15 protein-coding genes are annotated in these 24,660 nt (G+C 36.0%); 2 read left to right on the plus strand and 13 right to left on the minus strand.

The genetic code is table 11. From position 1 onward, the window contains the following. Positions 1–240: 240 nt before the first annotated feature. From AC3Y25_RS21255 to AC3Y25_RS21280, 6 genes are all read right to left on the minus strand, one after another. Positions 241–1,854 (minus strand): RagB/SusD family nutrient uptake outer membrane protein, encoded by a 1,614-nt coding sequence (locus tag AC3Y25_RS21255; RefSeq protein ID WP_489904117.1) that lies wholly within the window; start codon positions 1,852–1,854, stop codon positions 241–243. Between the two features lie 19 nt (positions 1,855–1,873). Then, the gene (locus AC3Y25_RS21260) at positions 1,874–4,885 is read right to left on the minus strand and encodes a SusC/RagA family TonB-linked outer membrane protein (RefSeq protein ID WP_489904118.1); all 3,012 of its coding nucleotides are present in this window, start codon (positions 4,883–4,885) and stop codon (positions 1,874–1,876) included. Positions 4,886–5,163: 278 nt separating this feature from the next. Continuing rightward, a complete protein-coding gene (locus AC3Y25_RS21265) occupies positions 5,164–7,335 on the minus strand; it encodes an alpha-N-acetylglucosaminidase (RefSeq protein ID WP_489904119.1) in 2,172 nt (723 codons plus the stop codon). 1,073 nt (positions 7,336–8,408) lie between these two features. After that, positions 8,409–9,410 (minus strand): NADP-dependent oxidoreductase, encoded by a 1,002-nt coding sequence (locus AC3Y25_RS21270; RefSeq protein ID WP_489904120.1) that lies wholly within the window; start codon positions 9,408–9,410, stop codon positions 8,409–8,411. An 83-nt stretch (positions 9,411–9,493) separates the two neighbouring features. Next, positions 9,494–10,261, minus strand: coding sequence for an SDR family oxidoreductase (locus tag AC3Y25_RS21275; protein WP_489904121.1), 768 nt, complete (start codon positions 10,259–10,261; stop codon positions 9,494–9,496). A gap of 62 nt (positions 10,262–10,323) precedes the next feature. Continuing rightward, positions 10,324–11,049, minus strand: a complete 726-nt coding sequence (locus tag AC3Y25_RS21280; protein WP_489904122.1) for an SDR family oxidoreductase — start codon at positions 11,047–11,049, stop codon at positions 10,324–10,326. A gap of 100 nt (positions 11,050–11,149) precedes the next feature. Between AC3Y25_RS21280 and AC3Y25_RS21285 the strand changes: the two genes are divergently transcribed. Further along, complete coding sequence (locus AC3Y25_RS21285) at positions 11,150–11,563, plus strand: winged helix-turn-helix transcriptional regulator (protein ID WP_489904123.1); 414 nt, start codon at positions 11,150–11,152, stop codon at positions 11,561–11,563. A 117-nt stretch (positions 11,564–11,680) separates the two neighbouring features. On the opposite strand, the gene AC3Y25_RS21290 is transcribed toward AC3Y25_RS21285, so the two are convergent. Next, positions 11,681–12,412 carry a DUF3108 domain-containing protein gene (locus tag AC3Y25_RS21290; protein ID WP_489904124.1) on the minus strand — a complete coding sequence of 244 codons (732 nt, stop codon included), beginning with the start codon at positions 12,410–12,412 and terminating at the stop codon, positions 11,681–11,683. A gap of 352 nt (positions 12,413–12,764) precedes the next feature. Between AC3Y25_RS21290 and AC3Y25_RS21295 the strand changes: the two genes are divergently transcribed. Beyond that, entirely contained in the window at positions 12,765–14,069 is a 1,305-nt protein-coding gene (locus tag AC3Y25_RS21295; RefSeq protein WP_489904125.1) for an MFS transporter, read from the plus strand. A gap of 223 nt (positions 14,070–14,292) precedes the next feature. On the opposite strand, the gene AC3Y25_RS21300 is transcribed toward AC3Y25_RS21295, so the two are convergent. The 6 genes from AC3Y25_RS21300 to AC3Y25_RS21325 all read right to left on the minus strand — a co-directional run bounded on the left by AC3Y25_RS21300 (position 14,293) and on the right by AC3Y25_RS21325 (position 24,476). Next, positions 14,293–15,033 (minus strand): trypsin-like serine protease, encoded by a 741-nt coding sequence (locus AC3Y25_RS21300; RefSeq protein WP_489904126.1) that lies wholly within the window; start codon positions 15,031–15,033, stop codon positions 14,293–14,295. 213 nt (positions 15,034–15,246) lie between these two features. After that, positions 15,247–17,697, minus strand: coding sequence for a glycoside hydrolase family 3 C-terminal domain-containing protein (locus AC3Y25_RS21305; RefSeq protein WP_489904127.1), 2,451 nt, complete (start codon positions 17,695–17,697; stop codon positions 15,247–15,249). Between the two features lie 126 nt (positions 17,698–17,823). Continuing rightward, positions 17,824–18,714, minus strand: a complete 891-nt coding sequence (locus AC3Y25_RS21310; RefSeq protein ID WP_489904128.1) for an alpha/beta hydrolase — start codon at positions 18,712–18,714, stop codon at positions 17,824–17,826. A gap of 13 nt (positions 18,715–18,727) precedes the next feature. Then, a complete protein-coding gene (locus AC3Y25_RS21315; protein ID WP_489904129.1) occupies positions 18,728–19,768 on the minus strand; it encodes a nucleoside hydrolase in 1,041 nt (346 codons plus the stop codon). A gap of 127 nt (positions 19,769–19,895) precedes the next feature. Next, the gene (locus AC3Y25_RS21320; protein WP_489904130.1) at positions 19,896–22,208 is read right to left on the minus strand and encodes a glycoside hydrolase family 3 protein; all 2,313 of its coding nucleotides are present in this window, start codon (positions 22,206–22,208) and stop codon (positions 19,896–19,898) included. A gap of 12 nt (positions 22,209–22,220) precedes the next feature. Continuing rightward, on the minus strand, positions 22,221–24,476 hold the full coding sequence (locus AC3Y25_RS21325; RefSeq protein WP_489904131.1) for a TonB-dependent receptor: 2,256 nt from the start codon (positions 24,474–24,476) through the stop codon (positions 22,221–22,223). Positions 24,477–24,660: the final 184 nt, after the last annotated feature.

Here is a 24,660-nt window from a genome sequence, read left to right on the forward strand (position 1 = left end):
CCAAGAATTATCGGGTTAAATATTCTAAAATAAAAAGAATGGCACAAAGCTTAATCTTTCATTGATTTTCAATAACCGCATTCGATTAAGCTTTGTATGCATTCAAAAAATGAAAACTAAAACTAATGATTGAGCAACTAACCGATCTGTTTTCTTTTTTATTAAAAAGGAGAAGATTTTTTAGGTTCTTCCCCTTTTCAAACTAAAACTGCTACCATGAGCACTTAACTAACTTTATGTTTAATATCCATCATTCTGTATCAGAGCTGGATTTAAAACCATTGCATTGGTTGGAATTGGGAAAACACGACGATAAGTATCAGTATTTGTTTTGTAGCCCCAAGATCCTTCATATTTTCCAAAACGGATCATATCATTTCTATGCCATGCTTCCCAAGTAAATTCACGGCTTCTTTCTTTGTAAAGTTCTTCTAAAGTTACTCCGCTTAAAATTGCAGATGTTGTACGGTTAGAACGAACCATGTTTACTAATGCATCTGCACTTTGTCCTAAGGTTACAGCTCCTCCACGAAGAATTGACTCCGCTTTCATTAAAAGTATATCTGAATAACGCAAGAAAGGAACGTCGTTCTTTTGGTTACGATTTGTTGAAGTCGCGTCTGGATAGAATTTAATATTTCTATATCCCATGTTCCATGCGATTTCGTCATTTCCAAGATCAAATAAAGGTTCACTTTGACGAGGTATAATATCTGGTGTCAAATTTACTTGATAAGTATAGCTTGCTCCTCCATCAGATCCTGTATAAAACTGGTCGTATCCTTTTTTAGTTGTCGTCACCATCACAGGAGTAACACCGTCATTCATATATTGAAGACCTGTTAACCATTGTTTGTTACGAATATCATTAGCATCATTAAAATAAGCATAGAATTCTGGCAGCGTACTTCTAGGTGCACTTGGCGTAAAAGGAAGACCGAACTTAGCTCTTTCAGAACGTGGCACATCATAACGTGCGTGATACATTTGTCCGTTGTAACCAACTGTAACAGCTGCTGGATCATAAGGAACTGCAAAAATGAATTCTTTCATCTGCGGTCCGTTATTTGGATAAAACATTTGAAGATAAGTCGCTCTTGGTTCAACAGAATACAATCCAGAATTAATAACTTCATCACAAGCCGCAATACAATCTGTATAACGTGCTGTTGCTGTATATACCTCAGCATTCAGATATAATTTGGCTAACATTGCATTAGCAGTTTGTCTGTTTGGTCTTCCATAAGTAGTAACTCCAGACGCTGGATTTAAATTAGGAATAGCGCTTTTTAATTCTTTTTCGATAAAATTGAAAACTTCTTTTCTCGGTGTTTTAGCCTTAGAAGTAAAATCTCCATATAAAGTATCCAAAGGCACATCTCCATAACTGTCCATTAACATGAAATAAGAAATCGCGCGCATTGTTTTAATCTCTGAAATCAGCGTTTTTTTCTCCGCCCCTTCTGGCATTGTCTGTCTTAAAATTGATATCGTCTGATTGCTTGTTCCAATTACTTTAGACGACCAATCCCAAAGACTTCCTATGATTCCGTTGTCAGCATTCCAATCGTGGTAATGCATAGCAATGTAGTTTCTATTATCAAACCAGTTTCCTCCTCTTGCAGGCAAAATAGCTTCATCTGTTGATAAAGATTGTGACCACCACCAAGCAAATGAGAATTCACCTCTGAAAGCTACGTAAACTGGGCCTGTAGCCTGAATATATTGTGTTGAGTTTTGAGGAAATACTTCAGGTGTCAATTGTGTTGTAATAGGCACCTCTAGATCATCACAAGACCATACCATACCAGCTAAAAGTACTGGAAGCCCTAAATATTTTAATATCTTTTTCATAATTTTTAGCATTAAGTTTTTAGAAGATCACATTTAAACCGAACAAATATGTTCTTGTTTTTGGATAGAAGTTATTTGAATCTACACCTGGAGCTGTTCCTCCTTGTTCTACCTCTGGATCAATTCCTGTGTATTTGGTAATCACAAATACATTGTTGATAGTATGGTAAAGACGAACACTGCTTATGTATCTTCCTACTTTACCAAAATTATACCCTAGAGTCATGTTGTCTAATCTTATGTAACTGCCGTCTTCTATAAAACGATCTGAATATTTATAAGCGTTTAAGTCATTTGGCGATTCATTGCCTGCATCAACCAATATATTAGTAGTCATTGCAGTGCTTGGTCTAAATAAATCGGCACGAGTTGCATTAAAAATTTTATTTCCAAAAACACCTCTGAAGAAAATATTCAAATCAAATTTTTTGTATTGGAAAGTATTCGCCCATCCCATTAATAATTTTGGCTGTGCATCTCCTGCATAATGATAATCTACTCCAATTTGCGGTGCAGTAGTCAAGTCTCCATTTTTATCATAATACTGCGAAACCCCATTAGCATTTTTTCCTGCATATTTCAGAGTAAAGAATTGACCAAGAGGTTTTCCTTCTTTAAAAATCTGTAAAGTACTTCCTGTTTGTCCGCCTCCATCTGGCTGTACTCTACGAATAGAATCTCCTCCAACAAAAAATGGACTAGTTAATTTAACAATCTCATTTTTATTATGAGCCAAATTCAGGTTTGTATTCCATGTGAAATTTGCTGTTTTTACTGGAGTAGAATTTAAACTCAACTCGATACCTTTGTTAGACATTGTTCCTCCGTTGGCTACAATAGTTCCTACTGGCACCAATACTGGATTAACATTATAGTTGAAGATCATATCTGTTGTTTTCTTGTTGTAAACATCAACAGATCCAGATAGTTTTCCTTTTAAGATTGTGAAATCAAGACCGATATTTCCTGTAGCTGTTTTTTCCCATTTCAAATCAGGATTTGCAGCCTGGTTAGGTCCATAAGCTCCAATCTGTTGTCCGTTGTAATAGAAAGTTCCTAAACTTCCAGATATAAATTGAGCCGTGTAAGCATTAAATCCAGAAGAGTTTCCTGTGATCCCCCAGCTTCCTCTTAATTTTAAATCGCTAAAGAAACTTTGATTTTTCATAAAACCTTCTTTATCCAATCTCCATGCTCCCCCTACAGATGGAAAATACCCCCATTGGTTATTCTCTCCAAACATAGATCCTCCATCTCTTCTAAGCGATCCTTGTAAAAGATATTTGTCTTTATAATTATAGTTTAAACGACCAAAGTAAGAGATCAAACGAGTTTTTTGATACGCTTTACTATCGCCAAAATTTACAACATAACCATTAACCGAAGTATAATTGCTTAAAGCTAAATTGTTGTACCCAACATTATCTACAGGAAAGTTTGTTGTTGTAGCTTGAAAACCGTCTCCTAAAGTATTTTCCTGCCATGAATAACCTAAAACTGCTTTTATTTTATGCTCTCCAAATGTTTTATCCCAAGTAAAGAAACTTTCAATAATGTTGTTTCTAGTTTCGTAAGCATTTCTTAATGCTGAACCATTTACCCCAAAGTTAACCAATGTTTTTGTCAAAGGCGGATCTGGATTGTTGTAAAAGTTGGCACTATTGTATTGTGAATAATAACTATCATAAAACTCTCCATGAGACGCCGTTAATCTTTGATGCGCTAAATTCAAATTATAAGTGATTCCAAACGGAAGTTTTACCTCTGTAGTAAGATTTCCTACCAAGTTATCCGTTTTAGTCTCATCAGTACCATGCTCAATTAAAGCTACTGGGTTAAAATATCCCGTACTCACAAAATTTTCAAAAAAAGTTCCGTCAGGATTTCTTACTGGAGAAATCGGAAGGTAACTTGCTGCTTGCAAAAGCACCGTGTTACGTTGTGGTACATTTTGGTATTTTGTAGTAGAGTTAGTTACGTTTAAACCAAATTTAACTTTGTCATCAAAAGCAAATTGTTCAACAGACAAACGAGCAATGATACGAGAGAAATTACTTTTTAACATTACCCCTTCTTTATTAATCGAAGTAATACTTGCTGTATAATTTCCATGTTCTCCACCACCACTCATAGATAAGTTATGGCTACTTGATGCTGCACGTCCTTGTCTTAAAATTTCTTTTTGCCAGTTCGTGTTAGCTCCTTTATCATTCTCTGGCGTAAAGTTCAAATTATTTCTAGTTGTAAAATCTCTCAACTGATCTGCATTCATCATATCCAGATTATTTGAAACTTCTTCTAAACCAAAATATCCATTGTATGCTATTTGCGTTCTGCCTTTACTTCCTTTTTTTGTTGTCACCATGATAACCCCATTTGCAGCACGGTTACCATAAATTGCCGTTGCAGCGGCATCTTTCAAGACATCAATAGTTGCAATGTCATCTGGTGCAATCACAGAGATATCTACACCAGGAATACCGTCGATTACATAAAATGGCCCTTGCGAACTATTTAATGTTGAAGCTCCACGCAAAACTACAGAAGCTGTTTTTGTAGGGTCACCGCTTGAAGAAATATTCAAACCAGAAACTTTACCCTGTAAAAGCTGTCCCACATCGCTAATTGCTCCTCTGTTCAAATCTTCAGCTTTAACAGAAGAAACAGCAGTTGTTAAGTTTTTACGAGATCCTTTACCATAACCTACTACAACTACTTGTTCTAAATTGGTTGTGGTAGACTGTAATTTTATCGAATAATTTGTTTTTGTCCCATCTAATTTTACAGTCTGATCTTCAAATCCAATAAAAGAAAATACCAATATTGCATTTTTGTTTGAAGCCGTAAATTTAAATTTTCCGTCAAAATCTGTTGTTACAGTATTAGTTGTACCTTTCTCAAGTACATTCGCAGCTGGTAGAGGAAGACCTTTGTCATCTAATACCACACCGGACACTTCTGTTTTTTGTGCCCAGGTATTAATTGAGAAGCCAAAGAAGAAGGCTAATAATAAAAGTTTAAGTTTTTCCATTGTGATATTGGTTAATTGGTTAAATAGTGTTGACGAAATTAGTGCTAATGAAATGTTAAGAAATGGACAAGTTATTCATAAACATGGATAATTTCTATAAAGTCAATGATAGTAAGCCTTTGCAAAGTTTTTTTTCGAAAATTATATCATTAAAAACTTACTAATAAAACGTTTTCGGGAATTTTCTTTTTCATATAGATGGTTTGGTTTTAAGTTATTTTATAAATATTAAGTTAAATTATGTTTATATACGAAGTAATTATAATCGTTGGATATTTTTATTTGCTTTCTGTCCAATTAATTTCCCAATTTTTAATTGATTCTCTTTCTTTATTTTCATCAAAAGGAGTGTTGTCAACTGATGCTTTTCTTAAAGCTTCTAAAAACATTTTCCATCTTGGCCAGTAAAATCCTTTATACATTCCTTTCCATGATCTCGAAGCATAATCATTAAGATGTCCTTCTCCTCCCCAAAGCGTAATTAATGTTTTGGCATTCTTTACATATAATGAAGACACTTCTGGAGAACTTCCATAATCTGAAGCCGATTTAACCCATTGGTCTAAACTGTTTAATGGCTCGCCTGCCATTATTTTATCAATATCCAATGCTTGTTTTTCTATCTTTTTAAATAATTGATCTCCTTTTTCAATATTTTTCTGCTGATAGGCTTTTACACATTCCATTAAATCCTCATCTATACATAATGAATAATAATGTCTTGAAACATCGATTAAATCATATTGGATAAAATCTTTTTGATCATACTTTTTAGCTTCTTTACTTAAAAGATCCAAAGCTTCTTTCAATTTTTTCTTATCGCCAGGATTTCCTTTGAATTCTGTAATTGTAGCAGTTGGACGTTTAAATAACAAATACGCTCCTGCTCTATCATTCCACCAGCGAGTTTCCCAGTATTTTACATTGTAAACCGACTCCAATAATAATTTCCAGGCTTGAAAAACAGATTCTGAAACTGTCCCACCGTATCTTGCATTTAAATATTTTGTCAGCCAATCGTTTATAGGCTGTTCTCCTTTGCTCCATGCAAGATCATATATGTATTCGTAAACAATTGAATTATTATTTAAACCCTCAGGCATTGCTCCATAACCGACAATATTTCCTTTGTGTGGATTTTTCAATAAACTTGTCAATTCTTCTTTGTAAAAATTCAAATCTCCGTACACAGGATTTGATCCTCCATAGTTATGCACATAACCGTACGTCCATTGTTTTCCATAAAAAGCTTCCTGATTTTCCCACACTTTATATCTGTCGTTGGCATAATCTTGAACCATCACTTTTTCATTCGGAACTTTACTTAAAAAAGCCTTTGTAGCTTCTTTTGTCCAAAATTCTTTATTGTCTCCAAAAAGCCAACCTTGCATAACCCAGACTGCGCCCGGAGCTGCTTCATTAATCGTTTCATAAACAGTGCTTCCGTAGTTGGAAAGTTCTTCATATTTATTATGTTCCGAAACTGGAGGTTCGATTTCATTGAAAGAATCTGCCAGATAAAAATCAGACTTTCCGTATGTTTTCGTGTAAATTTCAATAAAACGTTTCCCTATCTTTTTGAACAGCGGATCTTTTGAATCTAGTAGAAAAGTACTGGCAAAACCTCCTCCTGACCAAGACTTGAGTTCTGTTATCTTAGCTTCAGGATGTTTTTCGGCGAAAGCCTTAGGTACATAACCGCTAAAAGCAGGCACAACAGGATGCATATCTAATGCTCGCATTCTTTCTAAGATTTTCTTTTGAAGTTCTTCTTTTTTCAAAAACCATTCTTGTGGAAGCGGCCCTTCAAGACTATTGATATTTCCCATACGCTGCCATGGCAAAAATGCTGGTCCCGCAAAATGTGCTTCTAATTGCGAATTGGTTAAGCCATATTCTTTCCATAATTCCTGCCACACTGCTTCTTGCCCCTCCATAGCTGTTGGAAGATTAATTCCGTGCAAAGCCATCCAATCAATTTCCTGTTCCCAGCGTTTCCAATCCCACCAAGGTGTTGTGTAGCCGAAAGTACAGGCATTTAGATATTCTCTGTATTCAAAAGGTGTATTTCCTTTTTTACTATATTTTGGCCAAACCTTAGGAAGAGCCACTCTATTCCCTTCCCAACTTGCTAAAGCAGCTCCAATATCGCGAAGAAAATTATAAGCCGCGTAACAGATTGCAGTATTGTTTGACCCTTTAATTTTTACAACATTGTTTGTAGTTTTGATTTCAAACCAATCTGCTTGATTATTTTTACTTTTAACCAAGCTCAACTGAAAATCGGCTGCACGGTTGCCTACTAATCTTTCTATTACCTCAAAAGCACTTCTTGTATTTTCATTGTTTTGGGAATACCCCTTAACGACACAAAAAAACAACAGAATAAAAATCGATATAACATTCTTTAAAGAACTTTTTCTGTTTATGCTAAAATTCTCTCTTTTCATATAAATAGTATATTTATTAAATTATATTAACTGACTTTGAACAAAAAAATAAGGGAGAATAAATAGATCATTAATCTCCCTTTGAAATAAAAACAAACAAAAAATCTATTAATTAACCAACAATCTTATTTAACAAACTCAAAGACGCAATTGTATCTTCTGTAGAAGATAAAATTATAGAGAATGTTTTTTTTCAGGATGGATTAATCAATCAAAAATATAGACATATTCTTTCGGAAGGTTTGAAAGATTTCAAAATCCTTGTGCAATTTACTTTGAACAAGAGTTTGCAATAGCATATTATTTATCCTATCGGCAAAAAAAGATGTTTTTACACTAACTTTTTAGCATAAAATTGCCGATAACAGAATCATGTCGCTTATTTATTTTTCAAAGAGTGCCCAGCCAACAATATATACCATCCGTAATAGATGAATAGTTGAACCTATTTATTACAGAGGATTTGAGGAATAGAATGCAAAGGAATATTTCATGGTATCTATGCTCAGAAGAAATACAAATCAATACTTAATTATTTCGAGAGAGAATACAGGTAAAATAAACAGGACAAAACAATAACTTTAATAAAAAAGTCATTACATTTCCAGCAAAGAGAATTAGAGCATCAAAAAACACTTCAATCAATTAAAAATCAAAACATTATACACCAAAAACTAAGTAGTTTTATTTTTATGGCAAAATCGTGGCACTATAGTTTTTTATAAAATAAAAATGCAGGAAATAAGCGGGTTTTAAGCCTTAGGTTCGAATCCTGCTCTCCCCCCAAAAGTCCTAATTAATGGTTAGGACTTTTTTTTCCTAAAAAAACAAAACCTACAAATCCTAAAATTTGTAGGTTTTTCTATTTTACACTGCTTTTCATATTTTATAAACCCGAACAAAATTTCTGTGGTAAAATCGTGGCACTTTTAAGTTGGAATTCCCTCCAAAAGTCCCACAAAAAGTTGAAGACGGCTTTTAAATATTAGAAAACGTCCGTGCACTATTACAATGTCATCATTTTCGGCTAGAGTTACCGGCTCATAATTAAAATCGGGCGTTAAACAGGATGCTTATTTTACCTGCACCACTACTTTTCCTCTGGCTCTTCCGCTGTTCACATAATCAAAAGCCTGATTCATTTCCTCAAATCGGTAAACCTTGTCCAATACTGGCTTTATAACTCCCTGTTCCACCAGCTTGGTAATTTCGGATAATTGCTGTCCGTTGGCTTTCATAAATAAAAAGGAATAACCAACCCCTAATTTTTCTGCCTGTCTTCGTACTTTTCTGCTGATAAAGCCTATGATCAGTTTCAATAGCCATGGCATACCCATTTCATTGGCAAAAGCAGGATCTGGCGGACCTGAAATAGAGACCGCTTTACCGTCCGGCCTCAAAATGCGAAGGGATTTTTCCAAGGTCTTACTATCCTGGCTGTTGAGCACCAAGTCGTAATCTTTCAGCTGATTCTTAAAATCCTGAGTTCTGTAATCAATCGCTACATCTGCACCAAGATTTTTGACCAGTTCAAAATTACCTCTGCTCGCAGTGGTTGCAACCGTAGCGCCCAGATGTTTTGCCAGCTGAATGGCAATCGTGCCCACACCGCCTGAACCAGCCTGAATAAAAACTTTTTGTCCCTTTGTCAAATGTGCTTTTTCCATAAAAGCCTGCCAGACCGTCAACGCGACTAAGGGTAGAGACGCTGCTTCATTCATGGAAATGTTTTTCGGCTTCAGGGCAACATCTGCCTGATCAACCGCTATAAATTCAGCAAATCCGCCGATATGGTAATCAGAAGGACGGCTGTACACTTCATCTCCTACTTTAAAACGTTTTACATCAACCCCAACCTCAATCACAACGCCTGCCACATCGTGACCTAAAACTAAGGGCATCTGGTATTTGAGCATCATTTTAAACTCCCCGCTTTTAATTTTGGCGTCGAGCTGATTAATTCCTGCGGCATGAATTTCTATCAAAACCTCATTTGGTTTTATAGCAGGCCTGTCTACTTCGCTCAGCTTTAAAAGGTCTTTTTTGCTGTAGCGGCTAATAGTGTATGCTTTCATTATATTTAATTTTTTTTAAAATTATGGCTGCATGCTTGAAAGACTAATCTATTAAAAAATGAGTTACATAACATGCAATATGATTAAGACATTAATAGCCTATCTGCCTTCTTTTTATTTACAAGCCCATAGGCTAGATTTGGAAACAGCCTATTGATAAGGTAAACCGCTTTGCTGTCACCAACCCGAATGGTGAGCGTATTTTTCTTAATGCCTTTAATCAAACCCTCTACTAATTCCTTAGGGCTGATTTTTTTATCGTCTCTGCCAGCCACCATCTCGGTATCCACCAGAGGCGGCAGCAGTTCAAAAACTTTCACTTTGCTGTTGATTACCTGCAGATGCCTGCGCAGTGAAACCGTATAAAATGCCAATGCCGCTTTTGATGAACTATAGGTGGCTTCGGCTGCTGAAGGAACAATACTCAATATAGATGTCGTGTGAATGATAGCTGCTTCTGATCTGCTTTTGAGCATACTCATAAAAAGATTATTGAGCCTGATGACGCCAAAGTAATTCACATCCATTTCATACACTGCACCATGCAGATGTTTTTTATCCGGAATTCCTAAATTCGCAGGCGGAACCCCTACACCGGCATTATGGTACAAAATATCAATGCCTCCTAAAGCTACTATTTCGTCATACAGATTTTTTGCATCAGTTTCATCTGCCGCATCACTTTGGATGGCTTTAATTAAGGGATAACGTTTTGACACTTCATCCAGCTTTGATTGATTTCTTCCTGTAATAATCACTCTGGCACCAGCGTCCAGAAACTGTCTTGCAGCTTCCAATCCTATACCAGATGCTCCTCCAGTGATCAGAATAGTTTTATTTTGAATATTCATTTTGATACGTTTAATGGCCTTAAAAAGTGGATAATCTTCAATGATTTCGGCTTATCCTTTTTTTACTGAGCCAGTTTAGCCATTGCCTCGCCTATGGCAGCAGCATACTTTTTTGTTTCGCCTACTGGTATGTCAAACTGGTTTTTCTCTAGGCCCCAGAAAAGCTCGTCGGCTACTTCTGAAGCCGGAATACCGTCAGCCCCGCCTATTTCGGCAGAAAATTCGGTATTTACCAAAGGCGGATACACTTCATAGATCTGAACATTTTTCTGCTCTTCATAGGTGTATCGCAAAGCCATTGTGTAACTGTGCAGAGCTGCTTTGGTAGCACCATAGGTAGGCAGAAATTTATGGCTTCCATAAACCGCAAGCGAAGAAATATTCACAACGGCTGCAGCTTCTTTTTCCAGCAGATGAGGCATCATCAATTCTGTAAAATGAATAATAGCAATATAGTTGACATTCATCTCAATTTTTGCCTTTTCGTGGGCATTGGCGGTTTCGCTCAATAAATAGGCAAAAGCGGCACCTGCATTATTGATTATGATATTGACATCGGAATGATAGTTTTTTAATTCATCTGCAATACGGATCCTGTCTGCCTCAGATGCAAAATCACCCTGAATTCCGACTGCACTGGGCAGTTCCTTTAATGCATTTTGCAAACGCTCTTCGTCTCTTCCGTTGATGATGATGCTATTGCCTTCGGCGGCTAATTTTTTAGCGATGGCCAAACCAATTCCGGCACTTCCGCCATTTATAAATACTGTATTCCCTTTTGTCTGCATTTGTATATTTCTTTAAATTGTTGTAAATTTGCTTGCAAATTGCAAGTACAAATATACAAAACCACTTTCGTTTTGCAAGCGAATTTTTAAATTTTTTTTTATGGCAGAAAATAAGAAGCGTTCCGACTGTCCCGTAAGCCAGTCGTTGGATATTTGGGGAGACAAATGGTCACTGCTGATTGTGAGGGATTTAATGTTTGCTGGACAGTGCACTTATGGCGACTTTCAGAAATCAGACGAGAAAATAGCCAGCAATATATTGGCTTCACGACTTCAAATGCTGGAAGAAAGCGGGATTATCAAAAAAGAGCCTCATCCGGAAAGTAAATCCAAAGTTTTATACAAACTCACTGCGAAAGGTATCGACCTTTTGCCGCTGATGATTGAAATCAATTTATGGGCGGATAAATACTGCAGCATCACGCCTGAAAGAAAGGCACTAATCCAAGAGGTGAAAAAGGATAAGGAAGGGTATATAAAAATGTTTTCCAAAAAATTGAAAAGTCTGGTTTAATTTGAAGAAAATCAGCAATTGGAATTGACTGCAATTATATTGCAAAATACTAAATGAGCTGGGGCATAAAAATGACCCAGCTCAAATATTGAGATGATTACTATTGAACATTAGAAATTAATTTACTTTTTCCATTATCATTTTATTTTTTCCCATATCAATTTCCTGTTTCAAAAATTGATTGGTTTGCGAATCAATATAATAAGTATTTATCGTTTTGTTTTGCGAAATACCATCTGTGACAGTAACAATCCACACAGATTTTCCAGCAAGGAAACCTTTTTTGGTGTTCGTTATATTTGCTTTAAGAATTGCAGCTTTTGTGACAAGATTATAGTCAAAAATAGTTATTTCTGTTTTATAATTTTCTTTTAGCGGAAGCCAGCGGATTATTTGAGGATAAATATTGCTGTCAAAAAAGCTTCCTATTGTTTCTTCTTTAATATCTATTTTTTTGTTATCCTTTTTATCGAGATAATAACCAGTTGTTTGTTTCCCGAAATTAAGCTCTATGTCTCTTTGGGTGTTGACAGAAGTATGTTTTACAGGGTTTAAGTTAGGAAGTTCCGCTACAGTTTCATCAACCCAGTCCGGCATATTTTTCATTTTTACCGTCGTGGTTACTTTTATTGTGTTTTTTGTTTTAACGATTTTAGTAAATACCTTTCCAATTTCAATTTTTGCAGTATCACGAACTGCAAACCAATTCATTTCATACTCTTCATTTTTAATTAGTTTCTCAATAATTTCATTGTGATCAGGGGACTGTGTTTTTTCTTGGGCATTTGCAGTAAAACATAATAAAAAAAGGCCTGCATAAAGAAGAAATAAGGATTTCATAAATTTCATATAGAATATTTTTATGTTAGTTGGTGTGCAAAAAGGAATAAATGTTACAGCAGGCTGATTTTTAATCTATTATAATAACACATAAAAATCGCTAAACATAGTAAACCTAGGGGCTAAACAATCTTAATTTCAGAGCCCCCTGCTTCAGAATTTGAAGTCAATACCTGCTTCGACATTTATTCGTTTTATTTTGTGGCTTACCCGTTTAAAAATGCTCAGCAAAGTGAAAAAGTTATATATTGATTATTCATTCTTACTTATGAACGCAGACGGAAAACAATTTAACTGGAAAAACAATTCTTTCCTGTTGCTTTTGAATTCGTATATTCGGCCTTTATTTTGAAAAAAGAGAATGATTGCAAAATTGAATGAAAAAAAATCCTATCCATGGATTGTTGTCGGCCTGCTATGGTTTGTTGCTTTATTGAATTATTTAGACCGGCAAATGCTCTCCACTATGAAATCAGCGATGATGGATGACATTCCTGAATTGGCTAAAGCTGAAAATTTCGGACTTTTGATGGCAGTTTTCCTTTGGATTTATGCACTTATGAGTCCTGTTTCTGGAATTATAGCAGATCGGTTTAACCGAAAAAGAATCATTATAGGCAGTCTTTTTATTTGGTCTGGGGTGACTATGGCAATGGGTTATGCCACAACTTTCAATCAGATTTATATTTTGCGCGGCATTATGGGTTTTAGTGAAGCCTTTTATATTCCGGCTGCCTTATCCTTAATAGCAGATTACCATCAAGAAAAAACACGCTCTTTTGCAATTGCGATTCATACCACTGGAATTTATTTAGGACAGGCGCTCGGTGGTTTTGGAGCCACTATTTCTAAGTATTTTTCCTGGCATTTCAGCTTTCACTCCGTAGGCTTATTCGGTGTGCTTTACAGTTTAATACTGATATTTTTTATACAAGAAAAGAAAACTTACTTTTTAGATCCTAGAAAAAAGTCATCTGTCCGCTTTGAATTCAAGCAGATGTTCAAAGGATTGGGAATATTATTCGGTAATATCTCCTTTTGGGTTTTGCTCTTTTATTTTTCTGCACCAAGTTTACCAGGCTGGGCGGCCAAAAACTGGTTACCCACCTTATTTACTGAAACTTTACATTTGGACATGTGTCTGGCGGGACCAATTGCAACGGTAACCATTTCCATGTCTTCCTTTTTTGGCGTTTTAATTGGAGGTGCCATTTCAGACAGATGGGTGATGAAACATCTTAAAGGAAGAATTTACACTAGCGCTATTGGATTGTTTCTTACCATCCCGGCATTATTTTTATTTGGCTATTGCTGTGACACAACCGCTATTGTTTTTGGCGCTGTCCTTTTTGGACTTGGATTTGGAATATACGACACCAACAATATGCCTATTCTTTGTCAGTTTGTTGCTCCCCGATACAGGGCTACGGGATATGGAATTATGAATTTTGCAGGTATTTCAGCCGGAGCTATTATTACAGAGTTTTTAGGAAAAGCCGCTGATAATGGAGGAATGAGACACGTTTTTGTTCTACTGTTATTTGTAGTGTTTACTGCCATCGTTTTACAGCTGGCGAGCCTTCATCCAAAAACTATTGATATGATTGATGAGAGTGAAGCGACAGGGTTTCAATCTAAAAAAGAGACAAATTTGGAAATTAAATAAAATTACATTCTTTTATCATAACCTAATTTTAAACATAAGGTAAGCCAAAATCATTCTTACTAATTAAAATAACAAGAGACGACCTGATGGCCGTCTCTTGTTATTTTATAAAAACACCTATTCTAGAATACTGCCAGCTTCTACTTTTTAGTTGTATTTTGACAATCGGGTTTGCCAAAAAACAACAGCCTCGCGCTACCCCCCTTTTTACAGGAAAGGCTTTCTATTTATCATGTTTTCTGTTTTCCATAAAAGATACTAAATTCGTTATTGAGCATGGAGAGAAAAACTTCTTATTTGAATCTGGATCAACTGTTCCATTTGAGACAATCCCAACAAGTAAACCATTTTCATCTACTAGTGGAGCCCCACTAAGTCCTCCGAATTTCTCTGGCACAAGAATATCTTTTAATAAAATGCGATTTGAAATTGTTTTATAATATTCAAATTCATATACCCTTTGAGGTCCATTTTCCATCGTTCTGGTCCAACCCACAACATATAATTTTTCTCCCTGAATTAAAGGAGTATTTCTTATTTCCAAAGGTATAATACTGGAAGAGTTTTGCTTAATGGAAAATACCAGCCAATCATTATCATAAGTTGACTTGGCTTCCAATAACTCAGACTTGTCTTCATTTAATAATTTATCACAAATTACAATTTCGGACTTATTGTTTAATGGGTATAATATCCAATTTTTAATATAGCTCTCCAACGACAGGGTTGTCATTTTTTCGGGCTTAATAATCTTAAGTATATGTTTTGCTGTTACAGCAAATGTTTCATTGTTATATTTTATAAGAAAGCCACAACTAAATTTTGGCTGGTCATATTTCGGGTTTATAAATTCGATCCCGTTCACCAAAGCGATTTCTTTAAATATTTTATTTGAAGAAATCTCTTGTCCGTAGCAGCCTGCTATCCACAAAATCGCAATAGCAGAAAAAAGTTTAAATTTCATAATAGTACCAAATTTAGATTTCACTATCAGCCAATGCAAAACTTCCTTTTCTTGTATGCTGAGTTTCAAATATAGAAAAACAAATGTTATAAATGATAGAAGAGATTCACGAAAACAGAACCGGGATCATTATAAAATACAAGCCCGCTTCAACCAAATGAAAAAAACCGCCTTGAAAAAATCAAGACGGCTTTCAGAATAACTAACTAAAATTTATGGTTTAAGCTCTGTAAACTTCGAATCTAATTCAAAAGCTTTCTTCACTTTCTCCACTGTAATTTCTTTTTCAACCGAAAACGATGCTGTTTGTTTAATATTTAAAGAAGAAGCTCCTACAAGTACTTTATACTCGCCTGCTTCTGCAATCCAAGCACTTCTGTTTTCTAAGAAAGAAGCCAGATCTTTTGGCGATAAAGTCAAAGTCAACGTTTGGCTTTCACCCGGTTTTAATTCTTTTGTTTTTCCAAAAGATTTCAATTCTTCTTTCGGTTTATCAATTGATTTTGAAGGTGCAGAAAGATACAACTGCACTACTTCTTTTCCTGCCACTTTTCCAGTGTTTTTTACCGTAACAGAAACAGTCAATTTATCCTTGAAAGTTGAAGAACTTAATTTAACTTCTAAATATTCAAAAGTTGTATACGAACTTCCAAATCCAAATTCGTAAGAAGTTTTAATGTTGAACGTATTGAAATAACGGTATCCAACATACACGCCTTCTTCATAAGTTACCTCTTTCGGATTATCAACTGGAAATCCTGGGAAATTTTTCGCTGAAGGCGTATCTGAATATTTCGCTGGGAAAGTCATCGTCAATTTTCCAGATGGATTAATTTTTCCAGAAACTACATCTGCAACAGAATGTCCGCCTTCCTGACCTGGCTGCCAAGCTAATAAAATAGCATCTACTTTATCTTTCCAAGAAGCTGTTTCGATAACTCCGCCAATATTTAAAATAACGACTACTTTTTTTCCTTTAGCATGAAAAGCTTTTGATATTTTATCCAGCATTTGAATTTCTTCATCAGCCATATTAAAATCATTATTAACAACTCTGTCCCCGCCTTCTCCAGAATTTCTTCCTAAAGTCACGAAAGCAATTTCAGAACTTGCTGCTTTTTTAGCAATAAAAGCATCGTCCATTTTTAATTCTGGAAGTCTTTCTGGCAAAGCCAAAATTCCTCTTGCCTTTCTGTTTTCTAGTTCAGCTGCCACTTCTTTTTCAGCATGCGGTTTGTACAAATCAACCAACTCTTTATCTAGTTTGTAACCCGCCGCAGTTAAACCTTCTAAAAGAGAAACAGTGTGTTTGTTATTCACACTTCCGCTTCCTGTTCCGCCTGTAATCCAAGCGTAAGAAGTAACTCCAAATACCGAAACCTCTTTTTGTTTGTCTGCAAAAGGCAAAGCATTGTTGGTATTTTTAAGTAAAACCATTCCTTCTGCAGCCGCATTTCTGGTTACTTCAGCATTTTTAGTCAGGTTTGGTTTATCGCTGTATTTGTATTTAGCGAAAGTCGGGGTACGGAAAACGTATTCTAAAATTCTTTTCACGTTTACATTTGCCACTTCTTGAGATAATTTGCCAGAATCTAAGGCAGCCAACAACGCTTTTTTCTGAACTGGAATTCCTGGCATCAATAAATCATTTCCCGCAATCATCTGCTGTACAACATCAGAGTTTGAACCTTTCGAAATCGATTCAAAACCTGGAAAACCACCAAACCAATCTGTCATTACAATTCCTTTAAAACCCCATTCGTCTCTCAAAACCTGCGTTAAAAGATCTTTTCGGTCAGACGTGTAAGTTCCGTTTAATTTGTTGTATGAAGACATTACTGTCCAAGGCTGCGATTCTTTAACCGTGATTTCAAAACCTTTTAAATACAATTCTCTAATTGCTCTTTCAGAAACATGAGCATTGATGGTTAAACGGTTACTTTCTTCATTATTTACAGCGAAATGTTTGATTGAAGTTCCAACGCCTTGCGACTGAATTCCGTTTACAATTGCCGCAGCAGTTTTTCCTGAAATTAAAGGATCTTCAGAATAATATTCGAAATTTCTTCCGTTTAAAGGATTTCGGTGGATATTCAAAGCTGGCGCTAATAAAACATCCACACCGTATTCTTTTACTTCATTCCCCATTGCTTTTCCAACTTCTTCCAAAAGCGCTTTATTCCACGTTGAAGCCAAAGCCGTTCCAACTGGAAATGCCGTTGCATAATACGTTTTAGCATCATTATCTCTTGTTGGCGCAATTCTTAATCCAGCAGGACCATCGGCAACAACCGTTGCAGGGATTCCGAATCTTTCGAAAGCAGCCGTTCCTCCTGCCGCACCTGGAACCAAACCTTGTTTAGAATCTCCAACAGGACCAGTCAGAACTTCGATTCCCGGCATTCCGGTTCCAATTAAAAGTTCCACTTTTTCTGCATTCGTCATTTCTTTGATAATCGCATCAATTCTTTGATTAGCAGTAAGACGCGTATCTTCCCACGGATCTAGTTTTCCGTTTCTGTTGAAATCAGCAAACGTAAATCCTTTAATAGTTACAAGCGGTGGATTCGTTTCATCATTCGAAACAGTTTTCCAAGACAAATTAGAAAGTACTAACGCCGTCAAAAGCGTCATTTTTCCTGTTTTTATAATTTTATGTTTCATACTATATAGTTTTTAAAGTCTTAATTAATTTTCACGCAGATTTAAAATGATTTAAGCTGATATTCGCAGATTTTTTTTAATCTAATCTGCTCAAATCTGTGTAAATCTGCGTGAAACCTTTTCTATTTATTTCGATAAAAATCCTTCTAAAGAAAGCCATTCTTCAAAACGGGTTTCCCATGAATCAACAGGTAGATTTTGTTTTCCAGTTCCAAAACCATGTCCGCCTTTTGAATATATATGAAGCTCAACAGTCTGTCCTGCTTCAAGCCATTTATTATACATTTGAATGCTTCTTGGAGCCAATTTCAACTGATCGTCGCTCGCGGCACATACAAACATTGGAATCTTTTTTTCTGGTGCAGGAACACTCAAAAGCTCTGGTCTTGGTCCGCCGTAAATATTCGCTACAAAATCTGGAAGCTGTTCTGCTTTATTATCCAAAACGGTTTCCATCGCCACCGTACTTCCTGCCGAAAACCCGATTATACCGACTTTTTTAATGTCAATTCCATATTTTGAAGCATTCGCTCTAACAAAATTCAGAGCATTTTTCCCGTCTTGAGCTGCCAATTGAATAGTTGCCAAAGAGTTTTTTTCAAAAGCGGCTCTGTCTTTTAGTTTGTCCATCATTTCTCTTGCAGGATCGTTGGTTTCAGTTTTGTTAAGACGGTATTTTAAAACAAAAGCGGTGATTCCTTTTTTGCTTAAAATTTCGGCAAGTTCTTTTCCTTCTCTGTTAATTGATAAACTTTGAAAACCGCCACCCGGAGCAATGACAATGGCAGTTCCTGTATTTTTAACTCCTTTTGGAACTTGATAAATTAATAAGGAGGGATCTGTTACATTGTAAACAACTTCAGTTTTAAAAAGATCGGAATACATTTGAGCTTCTTTTTGTGTCCAGTTTTCAGATCCAGGCGCTTTTCCTTGATACAATTTTATAGTTTCTTGTGCTTTAACAGAAGTTCCTAATAGCAGAAATCCTGTTGCTAAAAATGAGTATATAATTTTCATAATAGTGTGATTGTTATTTAGTTGTTTTAAACAGTTGGAGTTTGGCAAAAAAATCTTCAAACATCAATCGTGTATCTAATTGATTGTAAACCCGAATATTTCGTCCGTTATGATTCGTTTCATAAAGCCCCTGCGCATTGATTAATGGTGAAGATTTTAAGACATAAGAGCTCGAACTCGGATCTGCCTCAAAAGAAGATTGCAGCGCCGTTAATAAAACTAGCGGACTGTCTCCCATAATGTAAGTTTCGCCAATATGAAGATTGAATTGCTGTACTCTTTTCATCAGACTTTCTATTTTTTCTGAAAGATATTCTCCCGTTTTTCCTTGCGGTTTTACTTTTAGCAACAATTCAGAATACGACAATAAAGTCTGGCGATACGCATTTCTTGGTATCTGCCAAATCGGAATTTTTGAATCATTAAAAATCACTTGTCCCGCAGTAATATCAATTCCTAAATTGTATTCTAATGAAGTGTAACCTGGCGGTGGAGTAGCTAAATCTGTATATTCAGGACCGCCAATCCAAACCAAAATAAGGCGATCTGCGATTTTAGGTTCCAATAAATAAGCACTTGCAATTTCAGTCAAACCTGCTCCGCAAACTACATAAAGTGGTGTTTTTACATCGTCACGCATTGCCTCTTTTACAATTGCCTTTGCTCCTTCTGAGATATTGGGTGTTTTAGCATCTTTCAGTTGCAAATTGGAACCTTCATAAACTGGAAAAGCGTTTTGAAGCTTCATTACTTCCAGAAGTTCTTTCACTTTTTTAACTGCATTTGTAGCCGTTTCTGATGAAGAATCAAAACCATCTCCCGGTTTTAAATGAGAACCAATTATTCCTTTAATTTCTGCCGAAGGAGATAAAATCTGATGCACCAATTGAAACAATCCGTCTGGATCTCCGCTAAAATCATTGTCGACAATAACACGCATTCTAGGCACTACCAAATCTTTTGAAAATGAATTTTTAGCTGTTGATTGGGCTTGTGAAACGAATCCTGTCCATAATGAGAATATCAGAATTAGTAAATGTCTGTATCTTTTCATAAAAGTTCTTTTTAATAAAGTGATTATGCCTCTTGTGTGGTTTCTCGCAAAGTCGCAAAGACGCGAAGTTTAAAAACTTAAAAAGAAAAAAACTTTGCGCCTCTGGGTCTTTGCGAGATTAAATCAATTACTTCTTTTTATAAACCTCAGTACGGGCATCTTTAATAACCCCTTTCCAGTTCAATCCAAAAGCAAAATCATAGACATTTCCCTCACTGTCTTTATGCGGAATCATATCATAAGGAACGTCTTCAAATTGTTTTTCTACCGTTTCCATGTTTGCTGGCATTTGTACTGGAAGCAATCCTGAAGGTTCTGTTTTTCCTGAAATAATATCTAAAACAGCTTGAGATGATACTCCGAAATTCAATACAATTCCATCAACCTGTTTTTCGAATTCATTAAAAATCATAGGTTTTGAAGCCGTAACCGAAACAATAACAGGCTTTCCGTTCATCATGTCTTTGGTATCGAGAATCGTTCTCAAATCCATAGTATTGGCAGCGGTAACCGTTTTGTTTTTGTATGTTCTATCTTTTATAGTTGGGTCAATAACCTGATCTCCGGCTGCGATACTTTTTGCTCTTGCTTCCGTTGCGGTATAAGTTCCGTATTGAAGTGAAATCGGCACATAACCATTGCTTCCGTTTTGTCTGTCTTTTAAATCATAACCGCCTTCTAAACTCTGCGGGCTCGTTACAAAAACAATGGCAAAATCTGCTTTTGAAGGATCTTCTGTAACATTATAATATTTCTTAACCAATTCTAGATTTACTGGATATTCTAATTTTGGCTGGCTCGCAACGCCCCACCAGTCTTTGGTTGAAGCCGTATAGATTTTCGGAATAAAAACCGTTTTCTTTTCCTTTACAGGCAAAACTGCAGCTTTATTTTTCAACAACACAACCGACTTCAATTGCGCATCATAACCCGCTTTCATAAACTCAGGATTTCCAACAACCGCTTTTGTTTCTTCAACATTTAAATATGGATTTTCGAAGAGTCCCACTCTAAAAATGTTTTTCAATAAACGAACTGCTGATCTTTCAAAACGGGCTCTCATAAAAGATTCTCCAAATTCTTTGATTCCCATTTCATAAGCAGCCAAAACGGGTTTCTTATCATTATTTCCACCAAACTGATCTACTCCCGCAATAATCGCTTTGTAATGTCTTTGATCAATAGAAAGATTTTCAACTCCCCAAGGTTTTCCAGCAAATAAATTTGGTGTTTTTCCTTCGTCTCCCGTTACCAGCCAATCGGTACAAACTACGCCGTCGTAACCGTATTTATCTCTCAATAAATCGGTAATAATATATTTGCTGTAACCGTTGGCTACATTTTCATTGTATTTTTTATCCTGATCAAAAGTGATCGTGTAATAAGGCATTACCGCCGAAGCTTTACTGGTTTTTCCTTTCAGTTTGAAAGCGCCATTAATAAACGGATCAATGTGCTGCTGTAAATTATTTCCTGGATAAACCGCAAATTTCCCATACGCCCAGTGTCCGTCGCGTCCGCCTTCTTCAGCACCGCCGCTTGGCCAATGTTTTACCATGGCATTTACACTTTTGTAACCCCAACCGTCTTTGATTTCGTCTTTTCCGTATGATGTTTGAAAACCGTCAATGTAAGCTCTTCCCATATCTCTGGTTAAAGCTGGGCTTTCGCCAAAAGTCATCGAAATTCTGTACCATCTTGGCTCAGAACCTAAATCGATTTGTGGAGACAAAGCTGTTGCAATTCCTAACGCACGATATTCTTTTGCGGCAATTTGTCCAAACTGTTCTACAATTTTTGGGTCAAAAGTGGATGCCATTCCCAAACCGTCTGGCCACATTGAAATTGTTCCTCCTGCCCCAGCGTTAAATTCAGAAGTTACATTTGCCGTATGACGCGGATCTGTACTGGTATTACTTGGAATTCCTAATCCTATTCCTTCCACAAAAGCCTGCATTTGGTTGTTCCATAAAGCTGCTATTTCTGGCGTTTCGACACTTGTAATCAATACATGTCGAAGATTATCATCTTTCAGAAATAACTTTTGCTCATCTGTAAGCTGCCAAGGTTTAGCACCGCTTTCAGCAAAAACTTTTCCATTATAATGCCCTGCTCTATATCCGTCTGCAGGAGCAGGAAGTGCTTGATGACGACTGTAAAGCATTAATCCTGCAATTTGTTCCATCGACATTTTTGAAGCTAAATCTTTGGCTCTTTCATCTGCCGAAAGGCGCCAATCTTCATATTTATCAAGCTTTCCGTTTTTATTTAAATCTTTAAATTTCTTTCCGTTAACGGTTAGAATTTTGATGCCAGATTCGGGAGAATATCCCAAATCTGCACCTTTGTTATTTTTTACAATCGTAAAGTTTCCTTGCTGCGCCTGCATAGTAACGCTTAGAAAAAAAGCGAAACCAGCAGTTATGATTATTTTTTTCATGCGAAATAAAATTTAGAATCTGAAATTAAGAGAAGCTTCTAAAGTGAATGGTCTGATGTAAGATCCAACCAAAAGCTGATCGTAATAAGCTGAAGCGTCTGTAATTAACTCCGCTCCATTGATTGTTCCTTTTGCTCCTGTTTGGTTTAAGAAGTTTACCGCAGTTAGACCAATATCAAAATGATTGTTTATTTTGTAGTTTACACCTCCAAAAGTTTCCCATCTTGGTGCGAAAAACAAAGCATTAGTTTGATTCGCATATTGTTTACTGAAATAGCGGAAACTAGCCCAGAATTTGAAATCTTTGTACGTATAACTCGGATCGATTTCCATTAATACTTTAGAGATTTCTAGAACATTTTTGTCGTTGTAAGAATAGCTATTTCCAAAAGCATTGAAATCGTAATTTTTATAAACAGGATCTTGAAACGTAATTAAATAATGCAGATTAAATCCTTTGAACGGTGAAGCTACAATGTCTGTTGTCCAGCCCAAAGTCTGAATATCATAGAAAACTGTTGCTACTTCTGACTGGCTTGCATTTGATGGATTTACTAAATTTAATCTTGCCTGATAATTATTTCTTGTCAAATAAGTTGCCTGCGATACAACACTGAATTTTTCATGATTGAAATACAATCCAAAAGCGCCTAAAGGGCTTTTAGTTTTTGCCAAATTAGGCTCCACAGCTCCAGAATAGCTCTCTAACTGCCCATTTTTTTCTGTATAGGTAAAGTCTGCAAGAATTCCTGCTCTTTTGGTTACTTTGTAAACTGCATTTATAGACCCTCCTAAATGAAACCAATTGTTATCAAAATAGGTTTTCTGACTTGGATCAAATACTAAATCTGGTGTTCTTGGTGTTAAATAATAGTCTCCTTTTAATTTGTGGTATCGTAAATTAACACCGTAAGCCAAACTAAAACGATCATTAACGGTCCAGTTATCAGAGAAATATCCAGATAATTTATTTTCAAAACCATTGTGGTATTCACCTCCAACGTTGTAATTGTAAAATCCGTCGGCGTCTGTGTTGGAAGTGCCGCCTGGAGTATTACGAACTAATTTATCTGGGTTTGCACTAACTGTTTGGTTAAAGAATGATCTGCTCGATGTGAAATCATCAACTTGATAATAGTATTCTGTAATACCAAATCTCCATTTGTGCTTTTCTACGCTTTTTGTAATTTCAAATCGAGATAAAGCCGTTTTTGTAGGCGTTCCGTCTGTGTATAATCCCAACATTGAGTTTACATTACCAACGTATGCATTCCCGTTTGATTTGTAAGTGAAATTATCTGCTGCAGTAGCTTGAAAAATCCCAAGCGGAATTGCGATTAACTGAGATGCTTCTGCATAACGAAAACGAGTCGAGAAATTGAATTTCCAATCATTTGCCAGATCATAATTTCCTAAAATATCGAAGGTATGCGAAGTTGATGCAGCGTCACTTCCTCCCATATCAGCAAATTTAGTTTCGCCCGTTAAGATATCTTTAAACTTCATGATTCCGTCGTTAACGATATACGAATCACGTCCGATTTTAAAGTCATTGTATTCTTCTACTTTTCCTCCTTCTTTATATCTAAAAACGGCATAATTGGTTAAAGAAGCTGAGTTGGCATATTTATATAAAAAGCTGATCTGTCCTTTTCCGTTATTGAATTTCTTGGTTAAACCTGCTCTGTAAATTTGTGTTCTGTCTGAATACTTAGCAAATTTTAAATCAAATGAATTTGGATCAAAATTGGCATAGGCGCCCATTGTGTACGACCATCCTTTGGCCAAAGGTCCAGAAACATTTAGGTCGCCTTTCATCCATCCGAAACTTGAACCTGAAAAATTCCCCACGACTTCCAGTTTATCTGTTCCGAGTTTGGTATAAGAATTAACGGCAAAACCTAAATCTCCGGTTGTAATTGCAGCTTCTCCGATTTTTAATAAACCTGTTCGCCCCAAACTTGTACTTTGTCTCCAAGTACGGTTTGGCAACTCTGGCCAGAAATAATATACTACTGGTAAATCATTTTCTTGAATGGTAATTCCTCCAACTGTCGAAGGTAAACCAATATTTACATCACGCGGCCCCGTATTGTTGGCTGCGTTTAGCATTACGTTTCTATTTTTTTCTTCTTTGGTGTCTGATTCTACAATTTTGGTCGTTTTTTTAATCGAATCTGTGGCTTGCTGTTTTTTATCTTCTTGTGAAAAAGCTTCAGAAGCTGGATAAAATGCCAAACAAATTGTGGCAATAATTAATTTTTTCATGAGTAGTTTAAGTTAGGTTTTTTGTTATGAAATTTTCATTGCTTCATAATGAAGCAATATTAAATACAATTTCTCAAATCAGCAAATTAATGATGCTATTATTTTCATTATCGCATTAAAACCCGCCTATAAATTCCATAAAAACAACAAATAAAGAGATATGCTTGAATTGTCAAATAAACAC

The organism is Flavobacterium sp. LK-23 (assembly GCF_058135255.1).

Excerpts from the sequence above, each read along its gene's own strand:
- AC3Y25_RS21260 (WP_489904118.1), bottom strand. The coding sequence starts at position 4,885 with ATGGAAAAACTTAAACTTTTATTATTAGCCTTCTTCTTTGGCTTCTCA.
- AC3Y25_RS21280 (WP_489904122.1), bottom strand. The coding sequence starts at position 11,049 with ATGCAGACAAAAGGGAATACAGTATTTATAAATGGCGGAAGTGCCGGA.
- AC3Y25_RS21265 (WP_489904119.1), bottom strand. The coding sequence starts at position 7,335 with ATGAAAAGAGAGAATTTTAGCATAAACAGAAAAAGTTCTTTAAAGAAT.
- AC3Y25_RS21315 (WP_489904129.1), bottom strand. The coding sequence starts at position 19,768 with ATGAAAAGATACAGACATTTACTAATTCTGATATTCTCATTATGGACA.
- AC3Y25_RS21300 (WP_489904126.1), bottom strand. The coding sequence starts at position 15,033 with ATGAAATTTAAACTTTTTTCTGCTATTGCGATTTTGTGGATAGCAGGC.
- AC3Y25_RS21325 (WP_489904131.1), bottom strand. The coding sequence starts at position 24,476 with ATGAAAAAATTAATTATTGCCACAATTTGTTTGGCATTTTATCCAGCT.
- AC3Y25_RS21310 (WP_489904128.1), bottom strand. The coding sequence starts at position 18,714 with ATGAAAATTATATACTCATTTTTAGCAACAGGATTTCTGCTATTAGGA.
- AC3Y25_RS21320 (WP_489904130.1), bottom strand. The coding sequence starts at position 22,208 with ATGAAAAAAATAATCATAACTGCTGGTTTCGCTTTTTTTCTAAGCGTT.
- AC3Y25_RS21255 (WP_489904117.1), bottom strand. The coding sequence starts at position 1,854 with ATGAAAAAGATATTAAAATATTTAGGGCTTCCAGTACTTTTAGCTGGT.
- AC3Y25_RS21295 (WP_489904125.1), top strand. The coding sequence starts at position 12,765 with ATGATTGCAAAATTGAATGAAAAAAAATCCTATCCATGGATTGTTGTC.
- AC3Y25_RS21275 (WP_489904121.1), bottom strand. The coding sequence starts at position 10,261 with ATGAATATTCAAAATAAAACTATTCTGATCACTGGAGGAGCATCTGGT.
- AC3Y25_RS21290 (WP_489904124.1), bottom strand. The coding sequence starts at position 12,412 with ATGAAATTTATGAAATCCTTATTTCTTCTTTATGCAGGCCTTTTTTTA.
- AC3Y25_RS21270 (WP_489904120.1), bottom strand. The coding sequence starts at position 9,410 with ATGAAAGCATACACTATTAGCCGCTACAGCAAAAAAGACCTTTTAAAG.
- AC3Y25_RS21305 (WP_489904127.1), bottom strand. The coding sequence starts at position 17,697 with ATGAAACATAAAATTATAAAAACAGGAAAAATGACGCTTTTGACGGCG.
- AC3Y25_RS21285 (WP_489904123.1), top strand. The coding sequence starts at position 11,150 with ATGGCAGAAAATAAGAAGCGTTCCGACTGTCCCGTAAGCCAGTCGTTG.